Annotated in this window: 11 protein-coding genes and 1 tRNA gene; 6 read left to right on the top strand and 6 right to left on the bottom strand. The window is 64.6% G+C overall.

Annotated elements, in window-relative coordinates; all coding sequences use genetic code 11:
* Positions 1-357 precede the first annotated feature (357 nt).
* Positions 358-1,071: a hypothetical protein gene (locus ACFVVK_RS20380; RefSeq protein WP_390271311.1), complete on the top strand. Its 714-nt coding sequence runs from the start codon at positions 358-360 to the stop codon at positions 1,069-1,071.
* 849 nt (positions 1,072-1,920) lie between these two features.
* On the opposite strand, the gene ACFVVK_RS20375 is transcribed toward ACFVVK_RS20380, so the two are convergent.
* The 3 genes from ACFVVK_RS20375 to ACFVVK_RS20365 form a co-directional block, all read right to left on the bottom strand.
* Complete coding sequence (locus ACFVVK_RS20375; protein WP_390271308.1) at positions 1,921-2,163, bottom strand: hypothetical protein; 243 nt, start codon at positions 2,161-2,163, stop codon at positions 1,921-1,923.
* 172 nt (positions 2,164-2,335) lie between these two features.
* A tRNA-Thr gene (locus tag ACFVVK_RS20370) sits at positions 2,336-2,412 on the bottom strand.
* A 191-nt stretch (positions 2,413-2,603) separates the two neighbouring features.
* Positions 2,604-3,494, bottom strand: a complete 891-nt coding sequence (locus ACFVVK_RS20365; RefSeq protein WP_390271306.1) for a DsbA family protein — start codon at positions 3,492-3,494, stop codon at positions 2,604-2,606.
* Between the two features lie 174 nt (positions 3,495-3,668).
* On the opposite strand from ACFVVK_RS20365, the gene ACFVVK_RS20360 reads away from it, so the two are divergent.
* On the top strand, positions 3,669-5,189 hold the full coding sequence (locus ACFVVK_RS20360; RefSeq protein WP_390271303.1) for a trehalose-6-phosphate synthase: 1,521 nt from the start codon (positions 3,669-3,671) through the stop codon (positions 5,187-5,189).
* Complete coding sequence (gene otsB, locus ACFVVK_RS20355; RefSeq protein WP_390271301.1) at positions 5,179-6,024, top strand: trehalose-phosphatase; 846 nt, start codon at positions 5,179-5,181, stop codon at positions 6,022-6,024. Before ACFVVK_RS20360 ends, otsB begins: the two co-directional genes overlap by 11 nt.
* A 33-nt stretch (positions 6,025-6,057) precedes the next feature.
* Here otsB and ACFVVK_RS20350 read toward each other — a convergent pair whose 3' ends face one another.
* The gene (locus ACFVVK_RS20350) at positions 6,058-6,459 is read right to left on the bottom strand and encodes a VOC family protein (RefSeq protein ID WP_390271298.1); all 402 of its coding nucleotides are present in this window, start codon (positions 6,457-6,459) and stop codon (positions 6,058-6,060) included.
* A gap of 260 nt (positions 6,460-6,719) precedes the next feature.
* Here ACFVVK_RS20350 and ACFVVK_RS20345 point away from each other — a divergent pair, with 260 nt between their 5' ends.
* Together ACFVVK_RS20345 and ACFVVK_RS20340 are read left to right on the top strand one after the other, a co-directional pair.
* A complete protein-coding gene (locus ACFVVK_RS20345; RefSeq protein ID WP_390271295.1) occupies positions 6,720-7,802 on the top strand; it encodes an ABC transporter ATP-binding protein in 1,083 nt (360 codons plus the stop codon).
* Between the two features lie 123 nt (positions 7,803-7,925).
* Entirely contained in the window at positions 7,926-9,344 is a 1,419-nt protein-coding gene (locus tag ACFVVK_RS20340; RefSeq protein ID WP_390271312.1) for a DUF4032 domain-containing protein, read from the top strand.
* Here the strand turns inward: ACFVVK_RS20340 and ACFVVK_RS20335 are convergent.
* Together ACFVVK_RS20335 and ACFVVK_RS20330 are read right to left on the bottom strand one after the other, a co-directional pair.
* Complete coding sequence (locus ACFVVK_RS20335; protein ID WP_390271292.1) at positions 9,341-10,711, bottom strand: FAD-binding oxidoreductase; 1,371 nt, start codon at positions 10,709-10,711, stop codon at positions 9,341-9,343. The genes ACFVVK_RS20340 and ACFVVK_RS20335 overlap by 4 nt on opposite strands.
* A gap of 45 nt (positions 10,712-10,756) precedes the next feature.
* The gene (locus ACFVVK_RS20330; protein WP_390271288.1) at positions 10,757-11,257 is read right to left on the bottom strand and encodes an SRPBCC domain-containing protein; all 501 of its coding nucleotides are present in this window, start codon (positions 11,255-11,257) and stop codon (positions 10,757-10,759) included.
* Between the two features lie 252 nt (positions 11,258-11,509).
* Here ACFVVK_RS20330 and ACFVVK_RS20325 point away from each other — a divergent pair, with 252 nt between their 5' ends.
* Complete coding sequence (locus tag ACFVVK_RS20325; RefSeq protein ID WP_390271285.1) at positions 11,510-12,289, top strand: Shedu immune nuclease family protein; 780 nt, start codon at positions 11,510-11,512, stop codon at positions 12,287-12,289.
* Positions 12,290-12,475 lie beyond the last annotated feature (186 nt).

The raw sequence follows: 12,475 nt of genomic DNA, 5'->3' as shown, positions 1-12,475 counted from the left end.
AGTGAAGGCCACAGCCGGAACCCACGCATCATCATCCGTCACAAACGCCCTGGCTTCCACACCCCGCCCTCCCTTCCGACACTCCGCTTCCCGGCACTCCCCTTCCGGATACCTCCAATCTAGGGGGAGGCTCCGACATTTGAAGCCGCCCGCGTACAGCCGCCAATGCGGCCACGGCCCCCGACAAAGCCGCGCGCGCCCCGCGGCGGTCCCCCTCCCGGCTCCTCCCTCTAGAGCTGAGGGCTAATGTCCCTGTCCCTCGCGGCCCGACGGGACTACCTTTCTCCTGTGGGCCGGGCAAGCAACGGCGCTTGCGGCCTGCGCAGAGTTTCTACTCAGCGAGGAGTGGGACGGGCTATGAAGGCAAGAACCGTAGTTTTGGGGATTATCGTCGTGGTGCTGGTCGCTGGTGGGGCGGCATTTTTTTACTTCAACAACTTGAGAAGCAGTGCTGCTGACTACAACCCGCAGATCAACCCCGCGGATTTCACGACGAAAATAACTAACAAGTACTTCGCCCTCCCGGTCGGCAAGAAAATGACCTATGAGGGTGGCACCGACAGGATCGTCATTGAAATCTTGCCGGAGACGCGGGTCATTGACGGCGTGGAAACGGTCATCTACCTGGACAAGGAATTCCAGAACGGGCAACTGGTCGAGGAAACCAGGGACTACCTGGCCCAGCACAAGAACGGCGATGTGTGGTACTTCGGCGAGGACGTGAGCAACTATAAGGACGGGAAACTGCAGAGCCATTCCGGCAGCTTCATCCACGGGCAGGACGGCGCCAAGGCCGGCATCTGGATGAAGGCCGAACAGCGCGTTGGCGACACGTACAGGCAGGAATACTACTTGGGGCACGCGGAAGACATGCGAGACACCATCGCCACGGGCCAGAACGTCACGACGAAAATGGGCAGCTTCAAGGACTGTGTCAAAGTGGACGACTGGACGCCGCTGGAGTTCAATTCGCGGGAGCACAAGTACTACTGCCCCGAGGTCAGCTCGCTGGTCCTTACCGAGGAAGCAAACGGCAAACGGTCAGAGCTGACGAATATCGACCTGCCGTGAGGCCCCAGTAGCAGGGGTGAATCAATCGTCGGCAACCGTCGGCGGTGCTGGCGAACAGGAGCAGCACGCAGAACAGAGTGCCCATCTGTTCGAGTGCTTTGGGGCACCCAGGGTCGGGATGACTTGCCATTCAGACGGTGGACCGTAGACTCGGCCCATGTCAGGACCTGGGGAAACAAAGACAGTCCGGAGCTTTGCAGCCCTGATTGTTGGCATGTTACTCGCCTGTGGCATGGCCGCCTGTGCTTATGAGGACGACGGAGATCCGGAGCCGGCGGCTGCCGGCCAAAGTCGCCGAGCTGCGCCCGCCGTCCCCACGAAGGATCCTGGCATTCTGGGTGCGGAAGCGAGCAACTACGCAGAACTTCACAGGCGCTTGGCCGTCGCGACAGGGTCCGTTCTCCTCACCGACTCCGGCCCGGCCGACGGGCCAGGGGTTGGCTTCCGAAAAGCCGCGGTGGTGAAGACAGCTGGTCCGTACACTGTCACCGCGACCTGCGTCGGCACTCGCGGCGCACAGATCTTCCTCTCTCAAGACGGGGCCGAGCCAGTATCACTAGACGTTGATTGCTCGGGGGTCCTTTCGAAGGTCGTTGTGCTGCAGCGCGGGTACGTCGGGACACAACTGACCCGGCACGACCCGACGGGCGCCTGGACTGGGGCGGTCGCCGGAATCAAAATCACAGCCCCGAGAGGCTGAGGAGCCGCGGGCTGGCTACGCAGATAACATCCGACGAGCTTTGGGCTGCGCTGGCGTGGCCTACGAAGATGCGGATCCGTGCTTCGGGGATCCGATAAGGCTCGAGGGTTTGACGCCACTGGCGGAGCAGGCCGCCCAGCAGAGTCAATTCAGCTATTCAGCTGGCACCTAGCGGGGGGCCGGCGGCGGATGAACGAACCCAGCGCGGCCCCCAGAGGAATCGCGATGCCGATCACGTAGACGGCAAACAGCGCCACCGACGGCCAGAATGAGAGCCCCCAAGTGGCCACCATCGCCCACGCGATTAAGGTGAAGAAGGCTGTCCAGGGAGCCGCCCGAAGGAACCATTTCCCCCGGAGCGACGGTACTGGATGCCCCTCTGCACTGATCATGCCCCGAGGCTACTCGAGCCCGGGCCGGGAACCTACTTGTAGCTCAGGCTGAGCAGCATCGATGAGTTTATTGGCCAGTTAGCATCGGACCAATTCCAAGCGTGTCGCGCCCAAGTAACGCGCACGAAAAACCCCTCCGTTCCAGGCACAATCGCCGGAACGGAGGGGTTCGTGGAGCCCCCTGTCGGATTCGAACCGACGACCCCCGCTTTACAAGAGCGGTGCTCTGGCCAACTGAGCTAAGGAGGCGTGCCTGCACCTGAATATTGAAGCGAAAGCCCCAAAATGGGGCGAATATCAGGACGCTAGACAAGGTTAGCCCACGGAGGGCCGGGAGAAAAACGCGCACCGCCCTGCCCAGAAAACCGAAGGCCCGGCCCCGGATCGCTCCGGGGCCGGGCCTTAGTCGTCCGCACCAACAGCGCGAGCCTTGTGAGCGTTTACTTCTTGGCGTTGACCGCGGCCTGCAGGAACTGGTCGAACGGGGTCTGGGCGCTGTCGCCGACGCCCCACTGCTTGCCATCGACAAACACGGTGGGCGTGCCGGTAACCCCGATCACCTGGGCTTCCTGGGTGGTGTGCTTCACATACGGGCGGTACGTCTTGTCGTCCACGCACTTTTCGATGCTCTTGGCCCCGACGTCGGTGGCCAGCGTCTTCAGCTCGTTGTCGGAGAGCCCGGCACTACCTTCCGCGGGTTGCTTCGCGAACAGCGCATCGACGAAGTCCGAGTACTTCTCCGGGGATTCGTTCACCACGCAGGCTGCGGCGTTGGCCGCGCGCGAGGAGTAGTTCGTGGTGGACCGGCTGTCGAGGAAGCCGAGCGGGCGGTACTCCACGCTGATCTTGCCCTCATTGCGCAGCTTGGTGAGGGTCTCGTTGTACTGGGCCTCGAAGTTCTTGCAGACGGGGCAGATGAAGTCGATATAAAGGACCACCTTGACCGGCTTGCCGGCCTCGGCCTCGGCGCCCGGGGCCTTGACCGGCGACGGTGGCGTGGCCGGCGCGGACGGAAGGTCGGACAGCTTCACCGCGGCGGGATCGGACTTGGCTACTTCGGTCTTCGCCAGCAGGGTGACACCGCCGTGGACATTGCCGTTGGCCGGCGTGGGTCCCTCATCGGCAACCGGAGCGTTGTTCTTGATATTGGAAGTGACAACCAGCGCCACGATCACAATGATGGCGACGACGGCGGCAACAATGCCCCAGCCGATCAGCAGCTTATTGCGCTTGTCCTTTTTCAGCTGCGCCTCGCGGATTTCGCGGGCTTTCTCGCGCGCCGCGGCTGTGCGCTCTGCCTTAGACTGTCGGGGTTCATTTGCGGGGCTCATTGGTTCCTCGGGTCGATCGGCCAGGGATGGTCAGTGGCAATTTCATCATTTTAGAGGAGAAACCCGAGAAGTTGCGCTTTCAAGTTTCCCCCGAAAGCCCAACGGACGAATGGCCCGTAAGATTCCGTCCGGCTAGGGTTGACGAAGAGCCACGAGCGACCCCAGGGAGTACCAATGGAAGATTCGGACAGCGCCGACCACGGCGCACGAAAGACCACGACGGCGACGCAGACGGCCACCGGCAACGCTGAGGCATCCGCTGAAGCGAGGGATCATTTCGACTTCATCGTGGTGTCCAACCGGCTGCCCGTCGACCGCTGCTCCCCCGAGGACACCGGCTGCGAGGACGGCTGGCGCCGCTCCCCCGGCGGCCTCGTGACCGCCCTGGCTCCGATGATGACCAAGACCGACGGCGCCTGGGTGGGCTGGCACGGCGCGCCCGACGAAACCATCAGCCCCTTCAGCCACGGCGGCATCGACCTGATCCCGGTCCAGCTGAGCACCGACGACATCGAGCTTTTCTACGAGGGCTTCTCGAACGCCACCTTGTGGCCGCTCTACCACGACGTCATCGCCCCGCCGGAGTTCCACCGCACCTGGTGGGACGCCTACCGGCGGGTCAACCGAAGGTTCGCCGACGCCGTCATCGGCAACGCCGCGGAGGGGGCTACCGTCTGGGTGCAGGATTACCAGCTCCAACTGGTCCCGAAAATGCTCCGGGAAGCCCGGCCGGACCTGAAAATCGGGTTCTTCAACCACATCCCGTTCCCGCCGCCGGAAATCTTCGCCCAGCTCCCGTGGCGCCGGGCGATCATCGACGGCCTCTTGGGCGCCGACCTCGTGGGCTTCCAGCGCAGCAGCGATGCCGGGAACTTCATGCGGTCCGCCCGGCGGTTCTTGGGTGCCAGCGTCAAGCAACAGCAGGTCCACGTCAAGGGCACCGACGGCCAAACCACCCACATTGCCCGGGCCCAGGCGTTTCCCATTTCCATCGACGTCAATTTGGTCAGCGAGCTGGCGAAGCGGCCGGACGTCATTGAACGCGCGGAGCAGATCCGCCGGGACCTCGGCAACCCCAAAACCATCCTGCTCGGCGTCGACCGGCTCGACTACACCAAAGGCATCCGGCACCGGCTCAAGGCATATGAGGAACTCCTGCAGGACGGCAAGGTTACGGTGAAGGATGCAACCTTGATCCAGGTCGCCAGCCCCAGCCGGGAACGCGTGGAACAATACCGTCTGCTCCGCGAGGAGGTCGAAGGCACCGTGGGCCACATCAACGGCACCTTTGACACCATGGAGAGCACCGCCGTCCGCTATCTGCACCACAGCTACCCCATTGAGGAGATGGTGTCCCTGTATCTGGCCGCGGACGTCATGCTGGTCACCGCCCTGCGCGACGGTATGAACCTCGTGGCCAAGGAATACGTCACCGCCCGCACGAACAACGACGGCGCGCTGGTGCTCAGTGAATTTGCCGGCGCGGCGGACCAGCTCAAGCAGGCCCTGCTGATGAACCCGCACGATATCGACGGCCTTAAGGACACGATCATGAAGGCCGTCAATCTTCAGCCGGCCGAGGCGTCACGACGCATGCGGGCTATGCGCAAGCAGATCCTGGACCACGACGTCGACCTCTGGTCCTCGGACTTCCTGAATGCCCTGGCCGAAAAGGTGGTGCGCGATGACTCCTGACGCTGCCGGCACCAACAACCCGCGCCCTAACCCGCCGGGTTCCGCCCGGCTCTCCCTATCCCCGGAGCTGCTGGCCGCCGTGCGCCGCGTCGCCGGCACCGAGCACCTGCTCGTGGCGATGGACTTCGACGGCACCATGTCGCCGCTGGTGGACCATGCGGGCGACGCCCGGCCGCTCCCCCGCGCCGCGGCTGCCTTCGCCGAGCTGGCAGCACTTCCACGAACGACGACGGCGCTCATCTCCGGCCGGGCGCTGGCCAGCCTGCGCGCCGTCGCCTCCCCGCCCGAAAACACGCTGCTGATCGGCAGCCACGGGGCAGAGGCCTGGATGGGTCCGGGTTCCTCCGAGCTGCAGCTCGACGACGCCCAGCGGGAACTCCTGGCAGAAATCCGCCAAGAGCTCGCCGGCATCGTGGACCAGGCTCCCGGAACCCTCTTGGAAGACAAGCCCGCCGGCGTCGTCCTGCACACGCGGCTCGCTGACGACGACGTCGCCGAAGACGCCGTCGCCGCGGCCCGGGCGGTCCTGCAGGACCGCGGCGGTGTATTCCTGAAGACCGGCAACCGCGTCCTGGAGACCTCGGTGGTCCACGCCTCCAAGGGCGAGGGCGTTGCCTTCCTGCGGCAGGCCACCGGGGCCACGGCTGTGGCCTTCGCCGGAGACGACACCACCGACGAGGACGCCCTGGGCAGCCTGGTCACCGGGGATCTCGGGGTGAAAGTCGGGCTTGATTTCACCCAGGCGGAGTTCCGGGTGGAGTCGCCGGTCCACGTCGGCGAACTGCTGGAGGCACTGCTGCGAGAGCGGAAGAAAGCCGTCGAACCTGGGAGCTAACGCGGGGTTACTGAGCGGCCAGCTGGGCGTCGGTCACAACTCAGGTTCATAGCCGATCAACCAGTGCAGTCCGTGACGGTCGACGACCTGGCCATCTGTTGCGCCCCAGGGCTTCGGGACAAGGGGGTCGATCACCCGGCCGTCAACGGCGAGCTTGTCGAACCACTCGTGGAGGACCGCCGGTTCGGCGGTCCCCAGCAGCGAGAGCATGAGGCCTTCGAACCGGACGCTTTTCTCGCCGGCTGCCGCATCCGAGCCCGCCAAAGCGACTGCGCCGTTCAGCTGCCCGTGGGCAATGGCATCGGGCGGCCCGTCGCTGCGACTGAACTCTTCGTACGTGAACAAGGCAAGCTCTCCGCCGAAGACGTCGGCGTAGAAGCCGAGTGCTTCACGCGCCGTGCCGGGGAAACTGACATAGATCTGCAGTGCCGTCATGCGCACAGCCTACACACCCGCTTCTGGCGCCAGGTGACGGACCCCACCTGTGACATCCGTAACATTTTCGCCCAAATGCCAGAAATCTGACATACTCTTGTATGTGATGTGGCGCACAGCTACCGTGCGGCGTCACTTGTACTCCTCGGCTTCGGCCGAGGAGTACGCGTGTGAACCCATAATTGAATTACCAACTGCATAAAACGACCATTCACTACGGATCGTCCGGCACGTACCTGCCGGTGAAGGGATTGATAACTGTGGCTACAGTTACTTTTGACAACGCAACACGCCTGTACCCGGGCACCGAAAAGCCCGCCGTCGACAAGCTCAACATCGACATCGCTGATGGCGAATTCCTGGTCCTCGTCGGACCCTCCGGCTGCGGAAAGTCGACCTCCCTGCGCATGCTTGCAGGTCTTGAGGACGTCAACTCCGGCCGCATCCTCATCGGCGACCGTGACGTCACGGACGTTCCGCCGAAGGACCGCGACATCGCCATGGTGTTCCAGAACTACGCCCTGTACCCGCACATGACCGTGGCGGACAACATGGGCTTCGCGCTGAAGATCGCCGGCGTCAGCAAGGAAGAGCGCGCCGAGCGCGTCCGCGAAGCTGCCAAGCTGCTCGACCTCGAGCCCTACCTCGACCGCAAGCCGAAGGCACTCTCCGGCGGCCAGCGCCAGCGCGTCGCCATGGGCCGCGCCATCGTGCGTAACCCGCAGGTCTTCCTCATGGACGAGCCGCTCTCCAACCTCGACGCCAAGCTGCGCGTGCAGACCCGCACCCAGATCGCGTCCCTGACCCGCCGCCTCGGTGTCACCACGGTCTACGTGACCCACGACCAGGTCGAGGCAATGACCATGGGTGACCGGGTCGCCGTGCTGAAGGACGGCCTGCTGATGCAGGTCGACACCCCGCGCAACCTCTACGACCGGCCGAAGAACGTCTTCGTGGCCGGCTTCATCGGCTCCCCCGCCATGAACCTGCTGGAACTCCCCGTCGTCGACGGCGGCGTGCAGTTCGGCGGAACCGTCTACCCCGTGCCCCGCGACGTCCTCGAAGAGGCCCACGGCCAGACTGTAACCGTCGGCTCCCGCCCCGAAGACCTTGAGACGGCGGCACAGGGCGAGGGCCTCCAGGTAGAGGTCGACGTCGTTGAAGAACTCGGCGCCGACGCCTACGTCTACGGCCACACCACCCTCGACGGCCAGAGCCACGACATCGTGGCCCGCGTCGACGGTCGCCGCCCCCCGATGAAGGGTGACTCGATCTGGGTCCGCCCGCAGTCGGGCCACGTACACCTGTTCGACACCAAGACCGGCCTGCGCCTCGGCGACTAGTCCCTTCTTCCGCCAACCGGCGGCGGTCCTCCCAGCGGAGGGCCGCCGTCGGCCTTTAACTGCTGCGCAATAGGTGCGGACGATCGAATACGCGAGAATTGACTTATGACCGAGGAAAACTCCATGAGCGAGGAAAACAGCGCCAAGTGGCACGACGAGCCCACCGACTACGGTCAGATCGGGAAGCTGCCCCGGTACCAGGCCGCCAGCGCCAATGACGACAAGGCCTCGATGGTGTCCAGTTCCCTGAGCATCACGGCCGCCGCCACCGAGCCGGAGCTCCTGGACCTGCCGTGGCACACCGCCCTCGAGGACTGGCCGGCCGAGTATTTGGCGGCGCTCCCCCGTGGCATCTCGCGGCACATCGTGCGCTTCGCCCACCTTGGCGGGTCGGTCATCGCCATCAAGGAAACTTCGGAGCACATCGCGCGCCACGAGTACCACATGCTCCGCAAGCTCGCCCGGCTGGACGTGCCCTGCGTCGAGCCCGTGGCCGTCATCACCGGACGCACCACCCCCGAAGGCCGGCCGCTGAATCCAGTGCTGGTCACCCGGCACCTGAAATTTTCCATGCCGTACCGTGCGCTCTTCTCCCAGATGCTGCGCAAGGACACCCTGACCCGTCTCATCGACGCCCAGGCGCTGCTGCTGGTCCGGTTGCACCTGATCGGCTTCTACTGGGGCGACGTCTCGCTCTCCAACACCCTGTTCCGCCGCGACGCCGGCGCCTTTGCCGCCTACCTTGTGGACGCCGAAACGGGCGAGCTGTACCCGGACCTGTCCACCGGTCAGCGCGAGTATGACCTCGAAATCGCCCGGGTCAATATCGCCGGGGAGCTCATGGACCTGCTCGACGGCGGCCTGATCGAGGAAAAGGTCGATCCCGTCGCCACCAGCGAGCTCATCATGGACAGCTACCGGAGGCTCTGGTCCGAGCTGACCGCCAAGGAGTCCTTTGAGATCGGCGAACGCTGGCGCGTGGCCGCCCGCATCCGGCGGCTCAACGAGCTGGGCTTCGACGTCGAGGAATACGCCATCAAGACCACGCAGAACGGCTCCACCATCCAGCTGCAGCCGAAGGTGGTTGACGCCGGGCACCACCAGCGCCGGCTGCTGCGCCTGACCGGCCTGGATGCCCAGGAGAACCAGGCCCGCCGGCTCCTGAACGACATGGACTCGTTCCGCGCCGACAACAACCCTGACATGGACGAGGAATACAGCGCCCACCTTTGGGTCAGCCAGATCTTCGAGCCCATCGTGCGTGCGATCCCCCGCGACCTGTCCGGCAAGCTTGAGCCCGCCGAGGCCGTGCACGAGGTCCTGGAGCACCGCTGGTACGTGTCCGAGGCGGAGAACCGGCACATTCCCCTGGCCGAGGCCGTCCAGTCCTACATTGACAACGAACTCCGCCACCGCCGGGACGAGGCCGCGATCATGCTCAACCCGGACACGGGCCTGCTGAAGATCCTCGAGGTCGAAACCGAGGAGTCACGCTACGGCGCCGACGATTCCCTCGAGGAATACCCCGACTCGGACGACTAGATTGCTTTGCCGGGGTTCAGGATTCCGGCCGGGTCAAACAGTTCCTTGACCCGGCGCTGGAGTTCACGCACCGGTTCCTTCTGCTCCAGGCCAAGCCAGCGCAGTTTGTACTGTCCGATCCCGTGCTCACCCGTGATGGTGCCGCCCATGGCCAAGGCCACGGTAATGGACTTGTCCAGTGCCTCGCCGAGACGGGCCATGGCATCGGCGTCGACGGTGTTGTCCGCCCGCTCGATCCAGAAGGTGGGGTGGAGGTTGCCGTCGCCGGCGTGGGCCACGACTTTGAGCTGGACCCGGTGCGCGGCGGCTATGTTTTCGAGTTCCGCGACGTAGTCCACCAGCCGTGACCGGGGCACGGCCACGTCCTCGCCCACCCGGTACTCGTCGTCCACCTCGGTACCGCGACTGTTGCGGCGCAGCTCGACGAGCCGTTCGGCTTCCGCGTCGGCTTCCATGGTCACCACGGCTCCGCCGGCCGCCAGGACCGGCCGGATGGCCGCGGCTTCGGCCGCCGCGCCGAATCCGTCGGTCTGGATCAGCAGGAGCGACGCCCCGCGCGCGGCCAAGTCCGAGCCGTGGGCGTCGTCGAGCTGGGCGAGCGAGCCGCCGTCGAGCAGTTCCATGATGGCAGGCTGTACCCGGGCCCTGCCGACGGCGAGGACGCCGGCGGCGGCGCTGCGGAAGTCCGGGTAGAAGGCGGCGATGGTGTGCACTTCGCGCGGCAGGTACTTCAGCCGCACAGTCACGCCGACCACGATCCCCAGGGTTCCCTCCGAGCCGACGAACAGCCCAGTGAGGTCGTAGCCGGCGACGCCTTTGAACGTCTGGTGGCCGGTGTGGATGAGGGAGCCGTCGGCGAGCACGACGTCGAGGGCCAGCACCGAGTCCCTGGTCACCCCGTATTTCGCGCAGCGCAGCCCGCCGGCATTGGTAGCCACGTTGCCGCCGATGGTGGACATCTTGAAGCTCGCTGGATCCGGGGCATACATGAGGCCATGCACTGCGGCGGCGGCATTGAGGTCTGCGTTGATGACGCCGGGTTCGACGACGGCGGTCTCGTCGTCCGGATTGAGGTCCAGGATGTGGTTCATTCGCTCGAGGGAAAGCACCACGCACCCCTCGCTCGCATGCGCGCCTCCGGAGACGCCGGTACCGGCCCCGCGAGTCACCAGCGCGGTGCCGCGGGCGGCGCAGGCGCGGACCGTAGCCCGGACGTCGTCAACCGATTCGGCGAGGACTACGGCCTGCGGGAGCTGGTAGTCCAGAACAGGCGCCTGGTCCACGGCATAGGTGGCAAGGGTGGCGGCGTCCACGACAACTTTGGCCGGGCCCAGGGCAGAGGTCAGCTCGTCAATGATGCTGCGCATGCGGTCTCCAGTTCGATCGAATCCGGCTCCCAGTCTAAGGCTGGCTCAGGCGTTCTGGGCGCCTGCGCCGCCCATGAACCGCACGAAGCGGTCCAGGACGCGGGGCCAGCCTGTCTCATACTCAGCACGGGTAGCCGCAGGAACTTCGGCGCCTTCCCATCCACTGTGAACCAGGCGGAGTTCCGTCCCCTCGGCTACCGCCTTGAACGCGACCCGGAGTTCGGTGGACCAAAGTGCGGTGGTTCCAGGGTGCCAGCTGGCGTGGAACGACAGCGGCGGTTGCCAGTCGTCAATGGAGCCCCAGACAGCTGTTCTGCCGTCGTCCGCGGTCTCCAGGATCAGGCTCTCCTCGAACTCCACATAGGACCCCTCGCCGTAGACACTGTGGTCCTCCAGCGGCCACCACAGGTGCGTGTGCTCGGTAAAGCCCATGAAGGCCCGTGCAACCGCGCCTGGGACCACGACGCTGACGACGACGGGTTCAAGTTCGTCTGCCGGGTCAGGTTCCGGTATGCCGGACGGAGCATGGCTGAAGAGGTTATCCATGGGCAACAACTTTACCTGCGGGGCGGGAGACCAGATGGATCCAGTAACGCGGCAGTAACGCCCACCCCAGTACTGTTCCGCCATTGGGGACAGCTGACTGATCGGGGGGGATCGCAGTGATGAGCAACAAGGCCAACTTAGGCGGATTTTCGGCGGAGACGCAAGAGCACGACGGAGGGGCGTGGCAGGGCCTCGGCATTTTAGTGGCGGAAACCTCTGAAAAGACTCGGCTAGCGGGGCCAGATCCGGGCCATGACCCGTGCCGCCACCGCAGACGGCACTCTGCTTAATGCTAGTGAGCGGACTACGCTTGTGGCACGGATGCAGGCCGAGTCGAAACGGATAGCCACGGAGCAATCTCAGGCCTTGGGCAAGCTCCGCGAGGACCTACAGCTGGTGACGCTGGATGTCCTCATCGAAAACTTCAGCAAGAGCCTGACGGGAAATGGCGCAAAGAATGAACGCGCCTGGCAGCAATTCTTCAAAGCCAACACATTCGCCTTGAAGCAGATCTTCGCTACGCCCGTAGCCTTCTATGGGGAGCAGGTGCATGTAAGATCACCGGATATTAAGGGCGCCGGCAGCCAGATCGCTGACTTTGTCTTGTTCAATACTTTGACCCGCAGCATGGTCCTGGTTGAGATCAAAACACCATCGGCGGCGCTGGTCGCCAAAAACAAGTACCGCGGAGCATCCAGCGCGGAGGTCTACCCTCCCGACAAAGAGCTATCCGGGGCCGTTGCACAGCTCCAAGCACAAATGGAATCCGCCCGTACCGACTTCGACCAGATCGCCCGCCGCACTCCCGGGGCCGGCCCGCTCAATACGAAGGTGATCACGGGAGCCGTAATAGCAGGGACACTCGGTGCCATGGATCAAGGCCGGAAGGATTCCTTTGTTCGTTATCGCAACGGGCTCCATGGCATTCAGGTCATCACGTTCGACGAGGTGCTGGATCGACTCGTCGCGCTGCAGACGATGCTCGCGGAAAGCGGGTACCCGTGGTTCGTCGGCAGAGTGAGCCGCGAATAAGGTTCGTGAGGGAGCGTCTCCCCCGGATGTGCACAACGTGCGGGAGCGTCCGGCCCGGCTGGGCGCGAAGTGAGGGAGCGTGCCTGGTGCCGGGGTGTTTTCCGGGCGGCTTGTGGTGTTAAATGCGGGAGGACCCCAACCTGGTGGTTGGGGTCCTCGACCTGAATGGTGTTCCGGCGGTGACCT

This window comes from Arthrobacter sp. NPDC058192 (genome assembly GCF_042883665.1).
In the GTDB taxonomy this organism is placed as follows: Bacteria; Actinomycetota; Actinomycetes; order Actinomycetales; family Micrococcaceae; genus Arthrobacter.
Note: the sequence above shows the minus strand (reverse complement) of the source record. Positions and strands in the feature narration are given on the sequence as shown.